The sequence below is a fragment of the Psychrobacillus sp. Z16_25 genome, from assembly GCF_056856695.1.
The window spans coordinates 35,331-58,674 of record NZ_JBXEOV010000007.1; the positions used below are offsets into that span (position 1 = coordinate 35,331).

Consider the following 23,344-nt stretch of genomic DNA (forward strand, 5'->3'; position numbering starts at 1 on the left):
TGATTCAATACAGAATCAAGGTCTTCTATCTTATTCTTATTCGCCTAGTGATTTAACCCAAGCAGCCATTTCTTCTATGTTCTCTTGTGGAACTATTTTAGCTGGCATGTTACCTTTACCATTTGCAAGCACATCTTGTATTTCTTCTTCAGATAGCTGAGTAGCCACTAGAGATGGATTGGGTCCAACGCCTTCGTACGTATTACCATGACAGTTAATACATTTTTGCTGAGCAAAAGCTTCAGGATCAAATTCTTCTGCAGAAGCTTGGTCATCGCCGCCTTCTCCTGCTTCTTCGCTATGTTCGGCAATTTCTTGCTTATTTCCAACACCATCGATAGATAAGAAGAATATTAGACCGATACCAAATGCCATAATTAAGATAAATGGAATTATTGGATTTTTTTGCATAGTTAACCCTCCCTCTTTAAATACATGAATTCTATTATAGAATTAGTCAACAATAATATTGTACTTCATTCTACAAAAAACGGAAAGCATTAACAGGTAACTTTTCTAGTATTGTGACAAATTCGACATATTTACGGGAGTTAGCAGCCAATATGTCTTGCTATCACCATACGTTGTACTTCTGAGGTTCCTTCCCCGATTTCTAGTAACTTAGCATCTCTCATATATCGTTCCACTTCGTATTCTTTCATATAACCATAGCCCCCGTGAATTTGAACAGCCTGATCAGCAACCTCCATCGCAATCTCCGAAGCATACAGCTTACACATAGATGCTTCCTTGCCGAACGCTCTGCCTTGATCCTTCAACCAAGCTGCTTTATATACCATATTTCTTGCAAGCTCAATTTTCATCGCCATATCTGCAAGCTTAAATTGAGTAACCTGGAACTCTGATAATGTCTTACCAAATTGTTTGCGCTCTTTTGAATATTGGAGTGCTCGCTCAAAAGCTGCTTGAGCAATACCTACTGCCATCGCGCCTATCCCAATACGTCCGCCATCTAAGGTAACTAAGAACTGCTTAAAGCCCTCCCCTTTTTTCCCTAATAGATTTTCTTGAGGAACTCTTACATTGTCAATCACTAATTCAGTTGTATTGGAGGCATTCAGCCCCATTTTCTCATAATTATCAATCACCTTAAAGCCTTCCGCATCTGTTGGCACAATAATTGCGGAGATTTCCTTTTTCCCATCCTTAATGTCCGTAATTGCGGTTAAAGCCAAATGCTTTGCATAGCTAGCATTTGTGATAAATGATTTATTTCCATTTATGACATAGTCATTTCCATCCACTTTTGCAGTTGTCTGTGTTCCCCCTGCATCAGATCCTGCATTTGGCTCTGTAAGCCCAAAAGCCCCAAAGGACTCCCCTGTACAAATTGGTACGAGATACTTTTGTTTTTGTTCTTCCGTACCAAATAAGTTTAATGGCGCTCCCCCTAAGGAGATATGAGCAGAATAGGTAATTCCAGTTGACGCACATGCTCTACTTAATTCCTCCGTTACAATGGCAAAGCTTACCGTATCAGCACCCGCTCCACCATATTCTTCTGCAAATGGTAGCCCCATCATCCCCATGTCGGCTAACTGTTTGAAGATTTCTTTTGGAAAGGCTTTCGTACGATCCCTTTCGATTGCTCCAGGAGCAACCACTTCATCAGCAAATTCCTTAATCGTACGTTTAATCATTTGTTGTTCTTGCGTTAAATCATAATTCATTTTTCTTCATCCCCTTTGTAAATAAAAACGCTTACAAGAACATTATACTAAATAAATAAAATATTGGCAGATTTTAAATGAACGAGAAAATGATTGAGAAATTTGTCGCATATACAGGGAGAGGATTCAGATGAACCATATACTAAAGAAATAGAGTTGTAGAGCAATGCTAGAGGATCTTTAACAATTGCAGGAAGTCTATACAAATGAAAAGGAGAATTTTTTATGGACAGGTATGATTCGTTAAAGAAAAAAATCATAGAGAAAAGAAAGAGTGGCCAAGACTTTGAGTAACGGATAAAGGAACTAAGAGAGAAAAGAAGAATGCAGTTGGAATCTATTGAAGAGAAATACCAACTTCCAAAAGGAGAATGAAGGTTAGAAGCAGCATCGACCACTCCAAATCAGCGGCACGCAAAAGCGTTGGACGTGCTTTCTTGTTTTTTGAGCCTAGGGTTCCGCTGACTGGTTCTCCGCTGCGTCGGACGCTTTCCACAGGGTGAGCGGTAAGCCATAGCCGAACGCTACGCGTGCCGTTGCTATGGCTTACCAGACTCCCTCATCCTGTAGGAGTCGCCGATGCTGCTACGAACCAATAGTGTTACCATAGTTAAGCTCCTTCTTGTCTAATAAGTCCCAAAATATAATCCATCAGAAATGAGAGATTTATTCCCTACCTCTAACAAAGTATTTCTTTGCACTGATCTCCGCTGCGTCGGAGGCCAACAGGATGTTGGTCAGGAAAACGTTGTCACACGATGTGACGTTCTTAGTTTTCCCTCACCAAAGGCAAGCCAGTAATAACCCTAAGAGAATCATAAGTACTAAATCTATATTTATGTATATCAAAAACTTATCTTAGCATTCGTTCTTTCTATTTCCCAAATTTTTATATTCTTTCTTAGTGTCCTAAGTAAACAAAACGATCGTATAAATAAAGATGACTATGCATCCTAGTATTCCCGAGATAGTAAAATAAATTAGCTTTAACCAGAAACCAGCTGCCAGCCATGAGAGACAATTTGTAATTAATATGACAAGTAATGCAGTCGAGCTTTCTGAGAAATAACTTTCCCAGCACTTGAAGGACACAGCTAATAGTAGTAGGGCGGATAATATTAGTAAAATAGTTTTGATAGTAGAGCTCTTTTTATGTCTAATAGCAAAAACAAGAAAAAAGATAATAGTGAAAATCGCTAGGATGATAGGTGCAATTGCATTAGATGTTAGAAAGATGGCGGCTATAATAGAGGTCGTCAACAGACCTCCTACAATAAGCAAGAATAATGCCAGCTTACTTCTCTTTTTCTGAAGAATGGATTTTTGTGCTAGTGGTTCGTTTTGCTCTTCCATTTCTCCTTGTGCATAAAGAGTTATTAAAAAATCACAGTAGTGCTCAGGCAAAAGCTTATTTTGTTTCCAGAACGCAATTTCATTTAAGATAATTTTTTTTCGTTGCTCGGACATAGCTTTCCTCATTCCATTGGAAAAAAGACATCCTTCAAGCAAGGATGTCTTTTTTCTATTCTAAGAAATCTTTTAATCGTTTACTTCTAGAAGGATGACGTAGCTTTCTTAAAGCCTTCGCTTCTATTTGACGAATACGTTCTCTCGTAACGCCAAACACTTTTCCTACTTCTTCTAAAGTACGCGTTCTACCATCATCTAAACCAAATCGTAAACGAAGAACATTTTCTTCTCTATCTGTTAGAGTATCTAATACATCTTCTAGTTGTTCTTTTAAAAGCTCGTAAGCTGCATGATCTGATGGAGATTGTGCATCAGCATCCTCGATAAAATCACCTAAATGAGAATCGTCTTCTTCTCCAATTGGTGTTTCTAAGGAAACAGGCTCTTGAGCTATTTTTAGTATTTCTCTTACCTTTTCAGCTGGTAAGTCCATCTCTTCTCCAATTTCCTCTGGAGAAGGCTCTCTTCCTAAGTCCTGCAATAATTGGCGTTGTACACGGATAAGCTTATTGATTGTTTCCACCATATGAACCGGAATACGAATAGTTCTTGCTTGGTCAGCGATAGCACGAGTTATTGCTTGTCTAATCCACCAAGTAGCATACGTACTAAATTTAAATCCTTTTCTATGGTCAAATTTTTCCACTGCTTTGATTAATCCCATGTTACCTTCCTGAATTAAGTCTAGGAACAACATCCCACGTCCAACATATCTCTTCGCAATACTTACTACTAGTCGAAGATTAGCCTCTGCTAAACGTTTTCTCGCTTCCTCGTCACCTTGTTCAATACGTTCCGCAAGCGCAATCTCTTCAGAAGCCTTTAATAGATCCACTCGACCGATTTCTTTTAAGTACATACGAACAGGATCGTTAATTTTCACACCTGGTGGTACACTTAAATCATTCAAGTCAAATGTCTCTTCTTCTTTCCCTTTCATCAGACGGTCTAAATCCTCTTCATCCCCGTCTTTTCTTCCAAGCTCAATTCCTCTGCCTTCCAAATTGTCGATAAACTCTTCAATTTGGTCGGATTCTAAATCAAAGTTTGCAAGCTTTTCTGCTATATCTTGGTAAGTAACCTCACCATTTTTTTTACCTAATTCAATCAGTTGTTTTTTTGCTTCCTCTAATGATAATTCAATATCAGTTTCTTTTGTACGTTCAGACTTGTCCGCCATAAGAATTCCTCCTTTTACTACCGGATTGTTACTCAAAAGTCGCTAATGATTTTCTCAATTGGATAGCCTCTTGAGCTAATTGTAGCGCTTTTGCTATATCAGTCATTTTTTCTGCTTCTCTTGCTTCTTGTAATTTGCGTTCTATCTGTTGCTCTATCCGGTATTTTCTAATATGGCGCAAACAGTCCATGACTTCCTCTTTTTCATGGTCTGGATCACGTTCTGAGAGCGCTGCTTCCATTACAATTTTTCTAAGTTCCGCATCGTTTAAAACTTCTAAAAATCGTTGATAATCACCATCTGGATAGTCTTCATAAAATCCCATCAAACGGACATATGAAGCTTCATAGGCATCTCGTATAAAGCACTGGTCCTCTATATGATTACGTACCATATCAATTATCTGGGGATTGTGGAGCATATGGGAAAGTAATATTCTCTCAGCTCTTTCATCTGCAGAAAGGGTACGACTTTGTTTTAAAGTTTCTATAGAAACCGGCTTAGATAAGCTTTGCTCATCTTTAGAAACCTTTGCTTTTTTCCCTTGAATTTTACGTAGATGTTGATAAATTGCTTCTTCTGAAACGTTTGTTTCTTGAGAAAGCTGTCTTACATACAAGTCTCTTTCTACGGTTGAGCTTCTATCGCTCAGTATTTCCAATATTTCTTGAATATACTGTAATGTATCATTCTCATTATTAAAATTTTTGTCCTTCTTTAAGACAATCATCATAAATGAAAGATAGGAATGAGGTTTCTCTATGATTTTCGTTCGAAAAGCCTCGGGACCATAATGCTTAATATAGTCATCTGGATCCATGGCATCCGGTATTAGAGCAATCTCTGTTTGAATACCTTGAGCTTGAAGTGTAGTGGCAGCTCTTCTAGCAGCCTCCATCCCAGCTCGATCTCCATCGTAACAAAGTGTCACCTGAGAGGTTAGTCTGTTTAGCTTTGTTATATGTTGAGACGTCAACGCTGTTCCCATTGTTGCAACAGAATTATTGACTCCTGCCTTTGAAGCAGCTATAACATCTAAAAAACCTTCAAAAATAACCACTGCTCGCTCTTTTCGAATATCTAATCTGGCCTTATCTAGATTATAGAGGACCTGGCTTTTTTGAAAGATAGGAGATTCCGGACTATTTAAATACTTGGCTTCATTTTCCCTTTTCTCGAGGATTCTTCCAGAAAACGCAATTACATGACCCGTTTCATCAAACACCGGAAACATTATGCGGCCTCTAAAACGATCAAAATACTTTAACTCATTTTCTTTTCTTATAATAAGACCAGTTTTCTCAATTTGTTGTAAATCCATACCTTTCCGCTCTAATAACGTAGTAAGAGCATCCCAGCTAGGAAGAGACCAGCCTATTTTATACTTTTCGATGAGCTCCGTAGAAAACCCTCTTTCTAAGAGATAATTTAATGCACTCTCTCCTTCCACAGTATTCAGTAATAGGTGATGATAATACTCGCTCGCAAATTCATGTGCTTGCTTCATCATCGTCTCTTCCTTAGAGACGGCTTTTGATACGGAATGACCATTGGAAACTCCTTCTACCATTAGCCCTACTCTATTTCCGAGCTTACTTACTGCCTCGTGAAAAGATAAGTTTTCGATGTCCATAAGAAATGTAATCACATTTCCCCCTGCACCACAGCCGAAGCAATGAAAAATCTGCTTCTCTTGGGTAACTGAAAACGAGGGTGTCTGTTCTCCATGAAATGGACATAATCCAAAGAAATTTCTACCTCTTTTCGTAAGCTGAACATACTCACTAATTACATCTACAATATCATTACTATTTCTAACTTGTTCGATTACTTGTTCGTCTATACGAGTTGTCAAGGTTTTCACCATCTTTTCTTGCTACATTTAATTTATTCGATAAATCATAGAAAAATCCTGCAAGAATCGACAAAATAATTCATAAAAAAATATTCTATTTCCTTTTTCCACAAATAAATATTATAAAACATTTTATTATATTAATCTATTATTTTATTTATCCTAGAAAGCCAAAAATAATAATAGGTTTCCAATAATTATATGACAGACTACAAGAATGAGATGAATCGACAGGAGACCTCGTTAAACTGGACAAAGCTTAAACATTAACAAAGAAGGTAACTGAATACAGGTACCTCCTCTCAATTCTTTTCTGCTAACGAAACAACAATTATCATAGCTTCTTTAGGAATAATCAATTACGGTAAAAAGCTATCTTTGCTGCACATGATTTATAATAAGATTTGCAGTTTCTTCTACTGCTCTATTCGTTACATCAATCACTCTACAGCCTATCTTATTAACTATTCTATCAAAGTGAACAATTTCCTCCTGGATTCTTTCAATTTTTGCATAGCTGGCTTCTTCATTTAAGCCAATTGCTAGTAATCTTTCCTTGCGGATAAAATTTAGTTTTTCAGGAGTAGTGACAAGCCCAAAACATTTGTCCGGGTCAATTTGAAATAGCTCCTCTGGTGGCTCTACTTCAGGTACAAGTGGAACATTTGCAACCTTATATCTTTTATTAGCCAAGTATTGAGAAAGTGGCGTTTTAGAGGTACGTGAAACGCCAATAAGCACGATGTCTGCTTGGAGTAGCCCTCTTGGATCTCTACCATCATCATACTTTACTGCAAATTCAACCGCCTCAATCTTTTTGAAATAGTCCTCATCTAGCTTTCTCACTAACCCTGGCTCTTCAAAAGGTTTTTCGTCTAATTGCTTTTCCAAAATTTGAAGAATGGGACCAATAAGATCGACACATTGCAATTGATATTCCTTACAATATTTCACTATTGCATCTCGCATATCTGCACGAACTAATGTATATAAAATACTTGCATTTTGCTCCTTTGCAAGCTCCGTTATTTCTTTTATGTGATCCAGAGAATCAATGTGGGTAAAACGCTTCAGCTTTGTGTGCTGGAGCCTCGGCCTAAATTGACTAATAGCTGCTTTAGCAACCAGTTCACCTGTTTCCCCAATAGAATCTGAAACAATAAACACGTTTAGCATTCTCATTCTCTCACTCCTTATAAATCATGATCATCAGCTAATGATAAGAAAGCACGAGTGATGTTCGTTTTCGTTATTCTTCCCACTACCTCTAGCCCATCTTTACTTTCCCGTACAACTGGTAGTGAATCTATTTGCCGGCTCATTAATTTTTTTGCTACATCAATAATCGTATCTTCTTTAAAGCAGTAAGTAATATTCGGCATCCTAGTCATAATCATATGAACTGGAATTTTGTTTAAGTCTTGATTCCCTATGCTGATTCGCAGAAGATCTTTTCTGGAAAGAACGCCTGATAATAAAGATTGCTTATCTATGACAAAAAGAGAACCAACATCCTCTAAAAACATATGGCAGATAGCATCATAAACAGTCATCCCTTCATCTACGACCACCGGGATGGATTGAAAATCTTTGACAAGCATCTTTGCTATGTCTTCCGAAATTAAATGACTTGTTTTTTTTCCAGAATAAAAATAACCTACCCGAGGTCGTGCATCTAAATATCCGGCCATTGTTAAAATGGCTAGATCAGGTCTAAGGGTAGATCTAGTTAAATGAAGTCGTTCAGCAATTTGTTCACCTGTAATAGGGCCGTTTCCTTTTACTATGTCCAAAATCTCGACTTGTCTTTTGTTGAGCTCGATTGGACTCACCGCCTCAATTTTTTCTTAGTACTAAATAATTATAACACTAACCCACTCATTGCGAAATAAAGATGCATATGATAAGATTTATATAAATATTTTAGCGATGAAGAGCATAATAAGTACTGTAATGAAAAGCGAGTGGTGATAGTGAAAGACCACGCTACAGGAAAACGGCGGCTCAGAGCTTATTGCTTTTAAAGAGGATTGCTTTTGCAATCAATCGGGGTGGAACCGCGGGTTAATAACTCGTCCCCGGGCTAATATTTAGTCCGGAGACGGGTTTTTTATATTCTTTAAAAGTTTACAAAATTGGAGGTTTTATCATGGAAAAGTCAATGGAGAATGTAGTAAGTTTGGCAAAACACAGAGGATTTGTTTTTCCAGGCTCAGAAATTTATGGTGGTTTAGCAAACACTTGGGATTACGGTCCACTTGGAGTAGAGCTTAAAAACAATGTAAAAAAAGCATGGTGGAGAAAATTTGTCCAAGAATCTCCTTATAATGTGGGACTAGATGCAGCAATCTTGATGAACCCTAAAACTTGGGTTGCCTCTGGTCACATTGGTAACTTTAACGACCCAATGGTGGATTGTAAGCAATGTAAATCACGCCATCGAGTAGACAAGATAATCGAGGATGCTTTAGAGAAAAAAGGAATTGAAATGGTAGTAGACGGACTTTCATTCGAGAGAATGGGAGAAATTATGAAAGAGCATGAGATTGTATGTCCTTCCTGCGGTGCATTTGATTATACAGAGATTCGTCAATTCAATCTTATGTTCAAAACCTTCCAAGGTGTTACGGAATCTTCCACTAACGAAATTTATCTTCGTCCAGAAACAGCACAGGGTATCTTTGTTAACTTTAAAAATGTACAACGCTCTATGCGAAAAAAAATGCCATTTGGTATTGCTCAAGTAGGTAAAAGCTTCCGTAATGAAATTACTCCAGGTAACTTCACCTTTAGAACAAGAGAATTTGAACAAATGGAGCTTGAGTTCTTCTGTAAGCCTGGAGAAGATATGGAATGGTTTACTTACTGGAGAAATTTCTGTAAGGATTGGCTTCTAAACTTAGGGGTTGCGGAGGACAGCATTCGTTTAAGAGATCATTCAGAGGATGAATTATCTCATTACTCAAATGCTACAACAGATATTGAATACAAGTTCCCATTTGGCTGGGGAGAGCTTTGGGGTATTGCAGATCGTACAGATTATGATCTAAAGCAGCATATGGAGCATTCTGGAGAAGATTTTCAATATATTGATCCAGTAACAAACGAGCGCTATGTACCTTATTGTATCGAACCTTCCTTAGGAGCAGACCGTGTTACATTAGCATTCCTATGTGAAGCTTACGATGAGGAACAGCTTGAAGGTGACGATAAACGTACTGTATTACGCTTCCATCCCGCTCTTGCACCTATTAAAGCAGCAGTATTACCTCTTTCTAAAAAGCTTTCAGAAGGAGCTACATCTCTATACGCTGAGCTTAGCAAGCATTTCATGATGGAATACGATGAATCCCAATCCATCGGTAAACGTTACCGCCGTCAAGATGAAATCGGTACTCCATTCTGTATTACTTACGACTTTGATTCAGAAACGGATGGACAAGTAACAGTTCGTCACAGAGATTCCATGGAACAAACAAGAATGCCAATCGCAGATGTAAAAGCATATATTGAAAATCATTTAAATTTCTAACTCATAGAAAAAGATCCAATAGAGGCCTATTCCTCTGTTGGATCTTTTTTTGGTTGAAAGAATTCTGGAGTCTTTTCCATTTGATCTAAAAAAGCTTGAGATTTCAAGCGTATTCCTACCTGCTCCGAGTAAATCGTTCGTACGATTTTTTTTATAAATCCCTTCGTTTCTTTTTTTAAGGATAGCTTTCCAACTTGTTCAATAGGAACATTATAAAAAGTACGAATTAGTTTAACCTGTGCAGGATTTAACCGAATTAAGTATGGATCTATCTCGAAGCATCGGTGACAGAGAAATCCAATTTGAGCAAAAGAAAAAGCAAATTCTCCATCTGTTGCCCCGCAATTAGTGCATTGATGAAGCACTGGATAAATTCCTGCTACCGGGAGCATTTTCCATTCTACAAAGAGGCTGATAGCTTCTGGATCATACTCCTCAGAGATAGCTACTAATGCCTGCTGCAGTATAGTAAAAACAGCAGGTTTAGGTCCTTCATCATCCACTAGCTTATCCACTAACTCCATGATAAAGCTTGCATAAGCCGTCGTAAATATATCCTCTCGAATGGATCTCATGGAATCAATGATTTCACCCTGCTGGAGAGCTCCCATTCCTCTCCCTTGCTGGATCAGAAAGTAGGCATAAGTAAAGGGCTGCGAAATGGAGGAAAGCCGACTAGTCGGTTTCTTTGCCCCTCTTGCCATTGCAGCCCTTTTGCCAAGCTCCCTGGAGAAAATGGTTACAATTTTATCTGTTTCTCCATAGGATGAAGTGCGTAGGACGATTCCTTCTACTTTTTGAAGCAAGCGCCTTCACTCCTTTAAAATGCTTAATACTCATCTTCTCGGAAACCGTAATCTCTTAAATGAGCAGATTTGTTTCTCCAATCCTTCTGAACTTTTACCCAAAGCTCTAAAAAGACTTTTGAACCGAGAAGCATTTCGATATCCTGACGAGCACGAGTCCCTACTTCCTTAAGAAGAGCTCCTCTTTTTCCAATCACGATTCCTTTTTGAGAGTCTCTTTCTACCACGATTGTAGCCATTACTCGGATCATTTCCTTATCGGTATTTTCTTCCTTTTTAATGCTATCAATCACCACAGCAATAGAATGCGGAATCTCTTCTCGCGTCAGATGCAGAACCTTTTCACGAATTAATTCCGAAATGATAAACCGTTCAGGATGATCTGTCACCTGATCCGCTGGATAATACTGTGGCCCTTGTGGAAGATAGCCTTGGATAGTCTCTAAAAGACGTTCCACATTATTTCCCTGTAAAGCAGAAATCGGTATAATCTCCGCAAAGTTATACTTATCCTTATAAGACTCGATAATGGTAATTAGGTCGTCTGGATGAACTTGGTCAATCTTGTTGATTACTAGGAAAACAGGTGTTTCATTGTTTTCTAGTAAATCAATGATAAACTCATCGCCTTTTCCAATTCCCTCAGTGGCATTTACCATAAATAAAATAACATCTACTTCTCTTAGAGTATTTTTCGCTACCTTCAGCATGAAATCGCCGAGCTTATGCTTTGGTTTATGAATTCCAGGAGTATCGATGAAAATCATTTGACTCTGTTCAAGGGTCAAAACACCCTGTACTTTGTTTCTTGTTGTTTGTGGTTTATCGCTCATAATAGCAATTTTTTGTCCTATTACTCGATTTAAAAACGTTGACTTCCCAACGTTCGGTCTTCCGATAATAGAAATAAACCCTGATTTATAGTTTTCATTGTTTTGCTGCATAATCCATATCCTCCGTTGTAAAAGCACCTGGCAATAAATCTGCGACGGTTGTTTTTGTTACATTACCCTTAAGGTTCGTTAAATAAACTGGCATACTTTTGTCACAGAATTCCACTAGTACTTGACGGCAAGCGCCACATGGAGAAATTGGTCCATCTGTATTCCCAGAGATTGCGATGGCTGCAAATTCCTTTTTTCCTTCCGAAACCGCTTTAAAAATAGCCGTTCTTTCGGCACAATTTGTTAAGCCGAATGAAGCGTTTTCAATATTACAACCTAAAATGATTTCGCCATCTTTCGTAAGTAAAGCAGCCCCAACAGGGAACTTAGAATATGGGACATATGCATTCTCTCTAGCTTTTATGGAAGCCTCTAATAACTTTTGTTGATCCATCATTTACTATCACACCTTCAATTTAGTAATACCAGCCATTTAGGAAGAAAAATAATACTTCCAATAATTATCGTAGCTACAGCATATACAAGACAAGCCGCAGCTGCTAAATCCTTCGCTTGTTTTGCAAGCGGATGATAATCTGGTGAGATGAGATCCACCACTCGTTCAATTGCAGTATTTATTAATTCTATCATAAACATGCCGGAAACTAATAATATCACCACTGTCCATTCTAGTCTAGAAAGACTACTAAAAAAACTAACAATCATCACAATCACAGCAGCTAATAGATGAATACGAAAGTTCTGTTCAGTTTTACATGCTGTCACTATACCTTGTGATGCATGTCCAAAGGAACAAAGTAGCTTATGAAAGTTCATGGCCTTCACGCTTCAGCCCGAAAGCTTGTAAGATAGTTTCTTGTAGGCCGAACATCTCTTTTTCTTTTTCTTCCGTGTCGTGATCATATCCTAAAAGATGCAGGAAGCCATGTACAGCTAAGAAACATAACTCTCTTTCAAAAGAATGATTATACGACTCTGCCTGCTCCATGGTTCGATCAACAGAAATAATAATGTCTCCTAATAATACAGGAAGCTCCGCATCTTTTATTTCTATTTCTCCTTCCCCCATTTCCTCCATTGCGAAGGAAATAACATCAGTCGGCATATCTTTTCCTCGGTATTCAAGATTAATTTTGTGAATCTCTTCATTTGTAACAAAGGTAACACTTACCTCCGCTCCTTCTTTTACAGACAGCTGTTTAGCTGCAGACTGTAAAACCTTTTCCACTAAAACAATTGCTTCCTCTTCTAACTTACCCGTTTCATCCATTAAATCCAGTTCTAACATCTATTTCTCTCCTTTTTCTATTTCGGATACTCAATTCTTGAATGGAAGGTACCATTCATTGTCGAACAAAAGCTCTCTTCTATCAATTTTATCTCTTTTAAGGAAAGGTCACATTCATCAAATTGACCATCTAATAGCTTATCTTTAATAATTGCCTGTATGACCTGTTGAATCTTCTTAGCATCAGGCTCCTTCATAGAACGAACTGCCGCTTCCACGCTATCAGCAACAGAAATAATTGCAGCCTCCTTTGTTTGAGGCTTAGGCCCTGGATATCGATAATCCTCTTCCCGAACATTCGGATTTAGCTCCTTGGCTTTGTGATAAAAAAACTTTAGCAATGTCGTACCATGGTGCTGTTGGGCAATATCCACAATTTCCTTTGGCAGTTTATTCTTCCGTAAAATTTCTGCTCCCTCCACAGCGTGAGCTATAATAATATCTCGGCTAGACTCAGGTGACAAGTTATCATGTGGATTATACCCATTTAATTGGTTCTCAATAAAAAATCCTGGTCTATTTGTCTTTCCAATATCATGATAATAGCATCCTACTCTAGCTAATAAGCCGTTTGCCCCTATTACCTCACATGCAGCCTCTGCTAAATTTGCGACCATCAGACTGTGATGATAGGTGCCAGGAGTCTCGGTTAATATTTTTTTGAGTAGCGGGTGATTTGGATTGGACAGCTCGATAATTCTCATAGCAGAAAGCATTCCAAAAGCTGATTCTAAGAAAGGTAGAATCCCGATTGTCATAGCTCCTGATAAAATTCCGGAACACAAGGCCGCCCCTATATAAAATACAATATCTAAAAACTCATAAGTTGTCTTAGTTGTTAATAAATAAAAGATAATAAACAATACATTTACAGCTGATACAATAAAACTTGTCCGAAGTATTTGTGAGTTATTATACATTTGTTGCATAGCGAATATACCAGCAATACATCCAAATAATATATACAATGATACTTCCATTTGAAAGATATTCGTATATCCTTCTTGAAAAATAATACCTGCATAAGCAGCAACTACGAAACTAGTAATAAAAGCTGCACGCTCGTTTACTAATGAATAGACTAGCATTGAAACTAAAGCGGTTGGGAATACAAAGGCTATCACAACATCAAAATTATAGGCAATCGATTGTATTACCTTCATTATTAACACAGAAAGAAGTAAGCTAAAAGAAATAACGATGATGTTCTTGATCTTCTCCCTATTCTTTTCTTCTTTGAAAATAGTTTGTCTAAAAAGAACCCACATGGTTAAAAGAACAAACAAGCCTAATCCGATATAGGGCTTATAAGTTTCTTTATCGTCGGATAACATGCCTAAAAGCTCTAACTGTCTATAAACCTCTTTACTAACAATCTCTCCTTTTTGGACCAAAATTTGTCCTTGAAGAATTCTTGTTGGCTCTACACTCGCTTTGGCTTGTTCAATACGTTGATTGGTTGCTTCCTCATTAATTACCTCTGTAGCAACAATTACATTTCGTGATATGGTTACGATTACATTCATAAAGCTTTCAGGATAATGAAAGGTGTTACGAACTTCTTGAATAACCTTTTCTCGTTCACTCGGTAGATCTTCACTTCGTATTGGCTTACTAAGCGAATCCTCAATGATTGGCGTAAGATTGTCTCGCACATCCCTTAAGGAAGAAACATATTGACTAAGAAGCGCTCTTAAAGACTCATCGGAAAGCGAAATATATTGTTCATTATCCTCTAATGCCTTGAGCTCCTTTTTCAGTTCTTCAATAGCTAATCTTACGCCAGCTTCATCCTCTTGGTTTATCTGCTTTTGTTTCACCTCTATGACTGCATCAAAAATGGACTCTGTGATAGTTGCCTGATTTTCGGCAGTCTCCTCCTGATATTGATACACAGGAGTGACCTCTGAGGCAGCCCTTTCTCTTTCTTCCTCGGTCTTAACTGGATCCTCCATCGTCTTAACAGCACGAATCGTTTCTGGTGCTAAATTCATATACCGAATATCATATGTATTTTCTTTTACGTTTCCAATAATCAAGAAGAACATGCAAACGGAGGTAATGAGTATAATCAAGAAAGGTAGATACTTATTATCTTTTATTTTCAAGCTCCATTTATTCTTTACCATCCAATTCTCATCCCCTTTGCCTATTAGGTTTATTATACCGTAAAAACAAGACAATTCACTATATATTCCAAATTCTTGTAGAAGAAAAACGAAAACAAGGAAAAAGAGAGGATGGTGCTTTTTCTTTATACAAAGTAAACAAGAAATAAACTTTGTACCAATCCGAGTTCCCTTTTACACATAAAAAAATAAGACACTTTCAGTTCGTTTGAACAGAAAATGCCTTACCTTACTTAGATGTCATTCAGCCTTCATCTCATCAACGTTTCATATAACAAAGTTTCAGAAAACTATCCTCGTAGCCCTTTTTGGATTATTGGTGCTCCTCATAAGCAGTGATAATTTTTGCTACTAACGGATGTCTTACAACATCCCCTTGCTCTAGATATTGAAAGTGAATCCCTGGCACATGATGAAGGATTTTCTCCGCCACGATTAAACCGGATTCTACTCCTTTAGGTAAGTCTATCTGCGTTTTGTCACCTGTTATAACCATTTTCGATCCAAATCCAAGCCTAGTTAAAAACATTTTCATTTGTGCTTTTGTTGTATTTTGTGCTTCATCGAGAATGACAAAGGCGTCGTCTAACGTTCTACCACGCATATATGCTAGAGGAGCTACTTCAATAGTTCCCCTCTCGATTAAGCGTTCTGTTTGCTCGGGTCCCAGTACATCATGCAGTGCATCATATAGAGGGCGTAAATACGGATCTACCTTTTCCTTCAGATCTCCCGGTAGAAATCCTAAGCTTTCTCCAGCTTCTACAGCTGGACGAGTTAAAATAATACGTTTAACGTGTGCATTTTTTAAGGCCTGAGTAGCCATCACGACGGCTAGATACGTTTTACCAGTACCGGCTGGCCCAATACCAAACGTTAGGTCTGAGTGACGTATACCATGCACATATTCTCGTTGTCCAATTGTTTTGGCACGTATAGACTTTCCTTTTGTATTTCTTGCAATTTCTTCATCATACAAGCTAGAAAAATATTCGATGGTACCACTGTGACTCATTTCGATGGCAGAGGAGACATCTCTAAGATTAATATTAATCCCTTTACGTATGACTTCTAATAATTGATTTACTAGCTTTTTTGCTTCTAGAACTTTCTGTTCGTCTCCGACAATTTGAACGGATTCGCCCCTTGTAATTAACTGAACGTTTAATTCTTCTTCAATTAGCTTTACATTTTTATCTGATATTCCCAGAAGCATCACAGCTTCTGAAGGGTCTTGTAAATTTATGTCTAGTTTTTGTTCGCTCATGCTCCGTCTCCTTGAGGTATAACTTGTGGTATCGCAATATTTTCATTAATTAGTAATAAAAGCTTCCCCTTTACTTTATCATTTTGTAGGGATACCTGCAAAACTTTATCCTCTAAAATTTGAGTTTCAGCGGGCATCTCATTCAAAATCTTTTGGAATAACAATGGTCTGATTAAAGTGTCCAATGATTCTTCTGTTATCTGATAGGAAACCTTTTCGGATGATTGAACATAGCCTGCACTTATATATGGTCGAATAAACTGAGGTAAAGAAATTTCCTTCCAATATTCTCGTTCGTTCTTTCCTTTTCTTTGAATGACAAATTCCTTGTTAGAAGGCTCCATTAGTGTTACCTTTGTAGGGACCTCAAAATTCATTTCAATCCAATAGCTCGCATAAACCTTACCCTCAGCACTGGTGATAATGGTTTTATCTCCCTGCTTCACAAATCCATTAACTAAAATATCTCCTTTCTTAACCGATACATTTTTTTCGACTGCTCGGACACCTTTAACTAAACTAAAGTCTGTAATGACGCCGCTTCTTTTGGCAACAAGATGAATTGCTGGTGCGTTTTTCACTTCTCTTTGCTCAAGCTTTGGAGCTAGCATTGGAGTGACAGTAAAGGTAGAGCCTGACTTAGTGAAATGTATCCAAGAGAATTCCTTATTTTTCAGTAATAGGCTTTGCCTTATTTCTTGTTCAGATGGCAAATTGGATGCTAGCATTTTTTCTTTTATTTTCATTTCCTTCAGTTGTTCTTCAATTAACACCTTACTCTCAGGGGAGTAGGAAACAATGTCAATTCGCCATATAAATTGCGAAAGAAGGATAGGGATAAGCAAAAATAATAGAACCCCCACAATGGTATACGAATAGATTGTTACTGTTTCTTGCTTTGCCTCGTCCTGTAATGACACCGGAATTTTAAGTGACTTTCTTATTCTACGGAATGTTTTGATATCTTGTTTTCGAATGGAAAAATACAAGTAGCCTTGACTGCTATATACACTATATACGTTGATTTTTTGGGAGGCTAATTTCTGAAATAAAGAAAATTGATCAATATTCTCTGGTAGCTTTACTTTAATAAGCTGCATTATTGATTAGAATCCCTTCTCAGTATTTGAAATCTTTGTAGATTTTGAACCTGGAGATGCAATCGGTCCATGGAAAGAGTTTTTATGTATAGCTTTTCTGCCTGTATTTCTAAATGATAGTTATCGTATAAGCATTGTATTGTAGTCTCTGTAAGTTTTAATAACGTTAGCTCGTAATCTAACACGATTTCATCAAAATTTTCAATCATAATACTCGCATGGAGTGGAAATAATTGTCTAATAAAAAACACCCCTTTACTTGAATTTATGCAAGTAAAGGGGTATTCATGTGTTATCTTTTGGATTTTGGTGGTCCTAATATCTCGGAAAATATTATTCCCCGAAGCAATTCATCTTCCGTGCTCGGCAGTACATTTTGAAGAACCGGTTTTTCTTTCGTTTTAAGCTGTGTATTATCCTGATGCATAGATAGCCTTCCTTTACCTTGAGCTGGCTTACTACGATCGATTGTATGGCTTATGGTACGATCCGGAAGCTCATGTACCTTATCCCTTGCCAGAGGAGGAGCCTGTGTATGAATTGGAGTAGGTTTCTCCCTTTGCAACTCTCTTTGCTCCATTTGGCTTTGCTGTTGCTGTTGAAATTCCTTTGCAAGCTCCCCCAAATTTTTAAAAGGGTTCTGATTAACTGGTCCTTGCTGCTGTGGTCTATTAATTGGCTTGGGAGCCTTATTTTCTGGCTCCTTCTTTTTGCCAAAAAAACTGGTTAACAACGACAGGATAATTAATATTATTATACTTTCCAAGGAGAAAACTCCTTTCTGCTATCGACTAGTCCTTTAACTCATCAGAAGAAGGCTTGTCGCCACCAATTTTACTGATGGAGTCTCTCATACCAGTATCCGCTTTAATATTATTATAATTCATGTAATCCATGACACCCATATTTCCTTCGCGTAATGCTTCTGCCATTGCTCTTGGAACTTCAGCTTCAGCTTCCACTACTTTCGAGCGCATTTCTACTACTTTTGCTTTCATTTCTTGCTCTGATGCTACGGCCATTGCACGGCGTTCCTCAGCCTTAGCCTGTGCAATTTTCTTATCAGCCTCTGCTTGCTCTGTTTGAAGCTCGGCACCAATATTTTTACCTACATCCACATCCGCGATATCAATCGACAGAATTTCAAATGCAGTACCAGAATCTAAGCCTTTAGATAAAACAGTTCGAGAAATTAAGTCTGGATTTTCTAATACTCTCTCATGACTTGCACTAGAACCGATTGTACTAACAATCCCTTCACCTACACGGGCAACAATTGTTTCTTCTCCAGCTCCCCCAACAAGGCGATCGATGTTCGCACGTACTGTAATACGAGCCTTTGCTTTTACTTCAATACCGTTCATAGCTACACCTGCGATGAATGGCGTTTCAATTACTTTTGGATTTACAGACATTTGAACTGCCTCTAATACGTCACGACCAGCTAAGTCGATTGCAGCAGCTCTTTCAAAGCTTAATTCAATATTAGCACGGTGAGCAGCAATTAGAGCATTTACTACCCTGTCTACATTACCACCAGCTAGATAATGGCTTTCTAGCTGATTAATCGTAACTGCTAGACCAGCTTTATGTGCCTTAATTAATGGATTGACAATTCTAGACGGAATTACTCGACGTAGTCTCATCCCTACTAATGTAAAAATACTAATCTTAACCCCTGCAGCTAATGCAGAAATCCATAGTGCAATCGGGAAAAAAGTTAAGAACACGGATAGTAGGATAAATGCAACTACCACAATTATAACTATACCAATCACTCCACTTGTCATACTTGTTCATCTCCTTCTCTTGCTTCTCGTACCACAATACGAGAGCCTTCTGTTTTAATAATTACTACCTTCTTATCCTTGGCAATAAAACTGCCATCTGATACAGCATCAATTCGCTCGTTTTCAATACGTATAGTGCCAGAAGGTCTCAAAGGTGTCATTGTAACTGCAATTTTTCCTAGCAAGTCTAAACGGTTTTGATTGGATACATACCCTTTTTCAGTTGTGGTAGCATCCGTTAGAACCATTTTATTGAACACCTTTAATTGTTTTTTAAAAAACTTCATAATAATCACCATTCCCATTATTGCTACTGCTAACGCTATTAATACAGCAACCCCCATATAAACAAAGCTTTCACCAGAAATCATAATACTTCCGATAATTGCAGCTAAACCAAGTATACCACTTATCCCTCCAGGTAAGAAGAATTCCGCAATAATTAGCACGATTCCAATTGCCAATAAAATGAGCGCTTCAAATCCAGCAAGTCCCGCTACCAAATGACCAAAAAAGAATAGCCCTATTGCACTTAGCCCCATGATTCCAGGAACTCCAAAGCCCGGTGAATATAGTTCTAAAATTAACCCTAAGCTTGCAATAGAAAGCAGTATTGGGACAATGATGGGATCTGTTATAAATCTAGCAAGGGATTCCATAAAAGTCTGTTCTACTTCTACTACGGTGGCACCGGATAGATCAGCTTTTTCTAATAAATCATTTAGGGAGGAAACTGTTCCTTCCGAATAGCCAACCTCTACTGCCTCTCTTGATGAAAGTGTAAGTAACTTCCCTTTACCTGCACGATATTCTGGCAAAGGTACATCTTCATCAGCCATCGCTTGGGCGAATTTAGGATCTCTTCCACTCCCTTCAGCAGCATTGATCATCTTTGCTATCCATGCACTAGTAGCTTTCTTGTCAGCGGCATTCCCATTACTGTCAATTACGGCTGCAGCACCAATAGACCCACCAGGAGACATATAAATCTCATCTGTATGAAGCGCTAAATAGGCTCCAGCAGAAAGCGCTTCCGTATTTATATAGGCAATTTTTTTAACGGATGTTTCATCTAAGAGATTTGCTATATCTTCAGCTGAATCTACAAATCCACCAGGAGTATTAAGCTCAAAAATGATGGCATCCGCATTAGCTTCCTCAGCATCTCGAATGGCCCGCTTTAAAAAAGCATGTAATCCTCTTTCTACTTCTTCATAAACAGGAACTTTATAGACTGTTGGTGATTCAGCAGATGCAGGAGGAGTAATGAAAAGAATAGACATGTACAAAAGACATAATGCAAAGAAAAAACGAGACAATTTCACCTTTTACCCTCCTTTCCTTCTATATGTATACTACTTTATACGTATAAGTATCAATATAGTTTCAATAAAATAAAATAAACCGAGAAAATAATTTTCTCGGTTTACATAATTGTAAATGTTAATCATACAGTACGTGTTTTGAACGCAGGGATTTTTTGGGATTAAATTACCACTTACGTTTACGTGCAGCTTCTGATTTCTTTTTACGTTTTACGCTTGGTTTTTCATAAAACTCGCGCTTTCTAACCTCTTGAATTGTACCACTTTTAGATACAGTACGTTTGAAGCGGCGAAGAGCATCTTCAAGCGATTCGTTTTTGCGAACGACAGTTTTTGACATCTCTCTTTCCCTCCCTCCGAACACACGTGTGTACATAACCAATTGTTATGTACTAAAAAATTATACCGTATTGAGTAGATTAGGTCAATACTTTTAAAACTAATTAATAATCTGAGTTGCTTTCTAGTCCTTGAGCAATTTGGACACCAGAGCTAGCACCAATTCTAGTTGCCCCTGCTTCAACCATTGCCTCTACATCTTGAAGACTACGAACTCCACCAGAAGCTTTTACTCCTAGGTCCGGCCCAACAGCCTGACGCATAATTTTAACAGCATTTACTGTAGCTCCTCCAGTTGAAAAGCCAGTAGAAGTTTTTACAAAGTCCGCTCCAGCTGCTTTAGAAAGCTCACTTGCTTTTGCTATTTCTTCATCTGTAAGCAAGCATGTCTCTAAAATAACCTTTACAATAGCTTTACCTTTCGCAGCATTTACAACAGCTTCAATGTCCTTTTGAACAAATGTATAGTCTTGATCCTTAAGCGCCCCTACATTTATCACCATATCAATTTCTTCCGCACCATTTTCAATTGCATTTGTCGTTTCAAACGCTTTTACTGCTGAAGTAGTTGCCCCTAAAGGAAAGCCAATTACAGTACAAACCTTTACTGGAGAACCTTTCAAAAGCTGCGCACTGTATGCAACCCATGTAGGATTCACACAAACGGAAGCAAATTCATATTTTCTTGCTTCTTCACAAAGAGTCTCAATTTGTTTCTTTGTTGCATCTTGTTTTAATAATGTATGGTCGATTAAACCGGCTATGTTTTTTGTCATATGATGACTCCTTCCAACTTGTACGTACCTCTTTATATTACTGGTAAATAGAAAAAAAATCTAGGAACTAAGTATATTTCACCACTTATACTTAAATCAAGTGAGAGAGTGTAATTTTAACTTGGTTCTTTTTACCTTTTTTAGAACACTAATGTTATCCACCCGCAACCCGGGGTTGATTTGCGTTTTGGCTGGACGCTTTCCTGGGGACGCGGCTCCAACTAAATTGTTTCGGATGCTTCCGAAACAATTGGATTTTCCGCACGCGCTTTATCCCCTAGGAGTCGCCAGCCGACACTTCAATCAACTTTTTCTAATATGCCATCCCCTACTTTCTTTGATGAACACTATTAAAACGGTTAAAGGTCACAAAACAAACGAAAAGCACTTATAATTCTTCAGCTTGATAAGAAGAATCATAAGTGCTTTCTTAATTTTTGAAACTCAGGTTCTTCCCAGCAACGGAGGCCAACAGGATGTTGGTCATGCAAACTTTCAGTAAGTCATAGCAGAACGCGACTCGTAAAATCTTTTGATTAAACAAGCTCTCCTACTTCTTCTAAAACTCGTACAAATTGTCCTTCGTTGTATGGATAACCTGCTCGAGTAATTTTCACGCGTACAAGTTTACCAATTAACTCTTCAGAACCAGGTATAACAACTTTTAAATAATTGTCTGTATAACCTTCTACATACTCTCCATCTGTTACATGCTTCGATTTTTCCTCAGGAATAATCTCTAGAACCTCATCCTCGAATTTCGAAGCGTATTCTGCAGCAAGCTGATCATTGAGAGTGATTAAGCGATGTACTCGTTCATTTTTCACATCTTCATCTACCTGGTTGTCCATTCTTGCTGCCGGAGTACCAGTACGCTTGGAGTAAGGGAAAACATGTAACTCAGAGAACTTTTGGTTACGGATAAAATTATACGTTTCCATAAATTCTTCTTCTGTTTCCCCTGGGAAACCAACAATAACATCAGAAGTAATGGCTAAATCAGGTAAAGCCTCTCTTAGTTTATCCAGTCTATTTGCGAAAAACTCCATTGTATACTTTCTTCTCATACGTTTTAATACTGTATCAGAACCAGATTGAATCGGTATATGAAGGTGTCTTACAACGATTTTAGAATCGCGTAAAACCTCGATAACCTCATCAGATAATTGGCTTGCCTCGATGGAACTGATTCGAAGGCGTTTTAATCCTTTTACATTGGCCTCGATATCTCTTAACAGCTGGGCAAGATTATAATCTTTCAGATCTTCTCCATAACCACCTGTATGAATACCTGTTAGCACGATCTCTAGATAGCCAGCGTCTACTAATTGCTGTGCTTGTCTTACTACTTCTTGAGGATCACGAGAGCGCATTAATCCGCGAGCCCACGGGATGATACAGAAAGTACAGAAGTTGTTGCATCCCTCTTGAATTTTAAGAGAAGCACGAGTGCGGTCCGTAAATGCAGGAACATCTAATTCTTCATACAAGCGATTTTTCATAATATTACCAACCGCATTGATTGGTTGGCGTTCGTTTTTAAACTGCTCTATGTAACCAAGCAGCTTTGTGCGCTCCTGTGTACCTACCACGATATCGACCCCAGGAATTGCCATGATTTCTGCTGGAGAGGTTTGTGCATAGCAGCCTGTTACACAAATGACAGCATCCGGATTTTGGCGTATCGCCCGTCGAATAACCTGTCTGCTTTTTTTATCCCCAGTGTTTGTTACTGTGCATGTATTAATTACATAAACATCCGATTTCTTCTCAAAATCAGTACGCTCATAACCATTTTCTTTAAATAACTGCCAGATGGCTTCTGTTTCGTAGTGATTTACTTTACAGCCTAATGTATGGAATGCCACAGATGCCATACCTTACACCTCTT

22 protein-coding genes are annotated in these 23,344 nt (G+C 38.1%); 1 reads left to right on the top strand and 21 read right to left on the bottom strand.

All coding sequences use genetic code 11. From position 1 onward, the window contains the following. Positions 1-36 precede the first annotated feature (36 nt). The 7 genes from cccA to ccpN all read right to left on the bottom strand — a co-directional run bounded on the left by cccA (position 37) and on the right by ccpN (position 8,028). Positions 37-411, bottom strand: a complete 375-nt coding sequence (gene cccA, locus AC1VU3_RS09235) for a cytochrome c550 (RefSeq protein ID WP_480387653.1) — start codon at positions 409-411, stop codon at positions 37-39. 140 nt (positions 412-551) lie between these two features. After that, positions 552-1,691, bottom strand: a complete 1,140-nt coding sequence (locus AC1VU3_RS09240; protein ID WP_480387652.1) for an acyl-CoA dehydrogenase family protein — start codon at positions 1,689-1,691, stop codon at positions 552-554. A gap of 909 nt (positions 1,692-2,600) precedes the next feature. Further along, positions 2,601-3,158: a hypothetical protein gene (locus tag AC1VU3_RS09245; protein ID WP_480387651.1), complete on the bottom strand. Its 558-nt coding sequence runs from the start codon at positions 3,156-3,158 to the stop codon at positions 2,601-2,603. A 55-nt stretch (positions 3,159-3,213) separates the two neighbouring features. Beyond that, positions 3,214-4,341, bottom strand: a complete 1,128-nt coding sequence (gene rpoD, locus AC1VU3_RS09250; protein ID WP_480387650.1) for an RNA polymerase sigma factor RpoD — start codon at positions 4,339-4,341, stop codon at positions 3,214-3,216. A gap of 28 nt (positions 4,342-4,369) precedes the next feature. Continuing rightward, on the bottom strand, positions 4,370-6,196 hold the full coding sequence (gene dnaG / locus AC1VU3_RS09255) for a DNA primase (protein ID WP_480387649.1): 1,827 nt from the start codon (positions 6,194-6,196) through the stop codon (positions 4,370-4,372). A 372-nt stretch (positions 6,197-6,568) separates the two neighbouring features. After that, positions 6,569-7,378 carry a pyruvate, water dikinase regulatory protein gene (locus AC1VU3_RS09260; protein ID WP_480387648.1) on the bottom strand — a complete coding sequence of 270 codons (810 nt, stop codon included), beginning with the start codon at positions 7,376-7,378 and terminating at the stop codon, positions 6,569-6,571. Positions 7,379-7,389: 11 nt separating this feature from the next. Beyond that, entirely contained in the window at positions 7,390-8,028 is a 639-nt protein-coding gene (ccpN, locus tag AC1VU3_RS09265) for a transcriptional regulator CcpN (RefSeq protein WP_482983341.1), read from the bottom strand. Positions 8,029-8,345: 317 nt separating this feature from the next. On the opposite strand from ccpN, the gene AC1VU3_RS09270 reads away from it, so the two are divergent. Continuing rightward, positions 8,346-9,728, top strand: a complete 1,383-nt coding sequence (locus AC1VU3_RS09270) for a glycine--tRNA ligase (RefSeq protein WP_482983342.1) — start codon at positions 8,346-8,348, stop codon at positions 9,726-9,728. Between the two features lie 26 nt (positions 9,729-9,754). Here the strand turns inward: AC1VU3_RS09270 and recO are convergent, their stop codons facing one another. The 14 genes from recO to mtaB form a co-directional block, all read right to left on the bottom strand. Next, a complete protein-coding gene (recO, locus tag AC1VU3_RS09275) occupies positions 9,755-10,534 on the bottom strand; it encodes a DNA repair protein RecO (RefSeq protein WP_480387645.1) in 780 nt (259 codons plus the stop codon). A 23-nt stretch (positions 10,535-10,557) separates the two neighbouring features. After that, on the bottom strand, positions 10,558-11,478 hold the full coding sequence (gene era, locus AC1VU3_RS09280) for a GTPase Era (protein ID WP_480387644.1): 921 nt from the start codon (positions 11,476-11,478) through the stop codon (positions 10,558-10,560). After that, positions 11,462-11,872, bottom strand: coding sequence for a cytidine deaminase (locus AC1VU3_RS09285; RefSeq protein ID WP_480387725.1), 411 nt, complete (start codon positions 11,870-11,872; stop codon positions 11,462-11,464). The genes era and AC1VU3_RS09285 overlap by 17 nt, the downstream gene beginning before the upstream one ends. A gap of 17 nt (positions 11,873-11,889) precedes the next feature. Further along, the gene (locus tag AC1VU3_RS09290; protein WP_482983343.1) at positions 11,890-12,255 is read right to left on the bottom strand and encodes a diacylglycerol kinase family protein; all 366 of its coding nucleotides are present in this window, start codon (positions 12,253-12,255) and stop codon (positions 11,890-11,892) included. Further along, complete coding sequence (gene ybeY / locus AC1VU3_RS09295; RefSeq protein ID WP_482983344.1) at positions 12,242-12,727, bottom strand: rRNA maturation RNase YbeY; 486 nt, start codon at positions 12,725-12,727, stop codon at positions 12,242-12,244. The genes AC1VU3_RS09290 and ybeY overlap by 14 nt, the downstream gene beginning before the upstream one ends. A 17-nt stretch (positions 12,728-12,744) precedes the next feature. Continuing rightward, positions 12,745-14,856 carry an HD family phosphohydrolase gene (locus tag AC1VU3_RS09300; RefSeq protein ID WP_480387641.1) on the bottom strand — a complete coding sequence of 704 codons (2,112 nt, stop codon included), beginning with the start codon at positions 14,854-14,856 and terminating at the stop codon, positions 12,745-12,747. A gap of 313 nt (positions 14,857-15,169) precedes the next feature. Continuing rightward, positions 15,170-16,123, bottom strand: coding sequence for a PhoH family protein (locus tag AC1VU3_RS09305; RefSeq protein WP_480387640.1), 954 nt, complete (start codon positions 16,121-16,123; stop codon positions 15,170-15,172). Then, the gene (locus tag AC1VU3_RS09310; RefSeq protein WP_482983345.1) at positions 16,120-17,223 is read right to left on the bottom strand and encodes a sporulation protein YqfD; all 1,104 of its coding nucleotides are present in this window, start codon (positions 17,221-17,223) and stop codon (positions 16,120-16,122) included. Before AC1VU3_RS09310 ends, AC1VU3_RS09305 begins: the two co-directional genes overlap by 4 nt. A 292-nt stretch (positions 17,224-17,515) precedes the next feature. Continuing rightward, positions 17,516-17,989: a hypothetical protein gene (locus tag AC1VU3_RS09315; RefSeq protein ID WP_480387637.1), complete on the bottom strand. Its 474-nt coding sequence runs from the start codon at positions 17,987-17,989 to the stop codon at positions 17,516-17,518. A gap of 25 nt (positions 17,990-18,014) precedes the next feature. Beyond that, positions 18,015-19,013: a flotillin-like protein FloA gene (gene floA / locus AC1VU3_RS09320; RefSeq protein ID WP_480387636.1), complete on the bottom strand. Its 999-nt coding sequence runs from the start codon at positions 19,011-19,013 to the stop codon at positions 18,015-18,017. Continuing rightward, positions 19,010-20,296 (bottom strand): NfeD family protein, encoded by a 1,287-nt coding sequence (locus AC1VU3_RS09325; RefSeq protein WP_482983380.1) that lies wholly within the window; start codon positions 20,294-20,296, stop codon positions 19,010-19,012. Before AC1VU3_RS09325 ends, floA begins: the two co-directional genes overlap by 4 nt. A 208-nt stretch (positions 20,297-20,504) precedes the next feature. Further along, entirely contained in the window at positions 20,505-20,678 is a 174-nt protein-coding gene (gene rpsU, locus AC1VU3_RS09330) for a 30S ribosomal protein S21 (RefSeq protein ID WP_004227078.1), read from the bottom strand. A gap of 103 nt (positions 20,679-20,781) precedes the next feature. After that, entirely contained in the window at positions 20,782-21,453 is a 672-nt protein-coding gene (deoC, locus tag AC1VU3_RS09335; protein ID WP_482983346.1) for a deoxyribose-phosphate aldolase, read from the bottom strand. A gap of 536 nt (positions 21,454-21,989) precedes the next feature. Beyond that, the gene (gene mtaB, locus AC1VU3_RS09340) at positions 21,990-23,330 is read right to left on the bottom strand and encodes a tRNA (N(6)-L-threonylcarbamoyladenosine(37)-C(2))-methylthiotransferase MtaB (protein ID WP_482983347.1); all 1,341 of its coding nucleotides are present in this window, start codon (positions 23,328-23,330) and stop codon (positions 21,990-21,992) included. Positions 23,331-23,344 lie beyond the last annotated feature (14 nt).

Coding starts and splice junctions, on each gene's coding strand:
- cccA (WP_480387653.1), bottom strand. CDS start 411: ATGCAAAAAAATCCAATAATTCCATTTATCTTAATTATGGCATTTGGT.
- AC1VU3_RS09240 (WP_480387652.1), bottom strand. CDS start 1,691: ATGAATTATGATTTAACGCAAGAACAACAAATGATTAAACGTACGATT.
- AC1VU3_RS09245 (WP_480387651.1), bottom strand. CDS start 3,158: ATGTCCGAGCAACGAAAAAAAATTATCTTAAATGAAATTGCGTTCTGG.
- rpoD (WP_480387650.1), bottom strand. CDS start 4,341: ATGGCGGACAAGTCTGAACGTACAAAAGAAACTGATATTGAATTATCA.
- AC1VU3_RS09260 (WP_480387648.1), bottom strand. CDS start 7,378: ATGAGAATGCTAAACGTGTTTATTGTTTCAGATTCTATTGGGGAAACA.
- AC1VU3_RS09270 (WP_482983342.1), top strand. CDS start 8,346: ATGGAAAAGTCAATGGAGAATGTAGTAAGTTTGGCAAAACACAGAGGA.
- era (WP_480387644.1), bottom strand. CDS start 11,478: ATGCAGCAAAACAATGAAAACTATAAATCAGGGTTTATTTCTATTATC.
- AC1VU3_RS09285 (WP_480387725.1), bottom strand. CDS start 11,872: ATGGATCAACAAAAGTTATTAGAGGCTTCCATAAAAGCTAGAGAGAAT.
- AC1VU3_RS09290 (WP_482983343.1), bottom strand. CDS start 12,255: ATGAACTTTCATAAGCTACTTTGTTCCTTTGGACATGCATCACAAGGT.
- ybeY (WP_482983344.1), bottom strand. CDS start 12,727: ATGTTAGAACTGGATTTAATGGATGAAACGGGTAAGTTAGAAGAGGAA.
- AC1VU3_RS09300 (WP_480387641.1), bottom strand. CDS start 14,856: ATGGTAAAGAATAAATGGAGCTTGAAAATAAAAGATAATAAGTATCTA.
- AC1VU3_RS09305 (WP_480387640.1), bottom strand. CDS start 16,123: ATGAGCGAACAAAAACTAGACATAAATTTACAAGACCCTTCAGAAGCT.
- AC1VU3_RS09310 (WP_482983345.1), bottom strand. CDS start 17,223: ATGCAGCTTATTAAAGTAAAGCTACCAGAGAATATTGATCAATTTTCT.
- floA (WP_480387636.1), bottom strand. CDS start 19,013: ATGACAAGTGGAGTGATTGGTATAGTTATAATTGTGGTAGTTGCATTT.
- AC1VU3_RS09325 (WP_482983380.1), bottom strand. CDS start 20,296: ATGTCTATTCTTTTCATTACTCCTCCTGCATCTGCTGAATCACCAACA.
- rpsU (WP_004227078.1), bottom strand. CDS start 20,678: ATGTCAAAAACTGTCGTTCGCAAAAACGAATCGCTTGAAGATGCTCTT.
- deoC (WP_482983346.1), bottom strand. CDS start 21,453: ATGACAAAAAACATAGCCGGTTTAATCGACCATACATTATTAAAACAA.
- mtaB (WP_482983347.1), bottom strand. CDS start 23,330: ATGGCATCTGTGGCATTCCATACATTAGGCTGTAAAGTAAATCACTAC.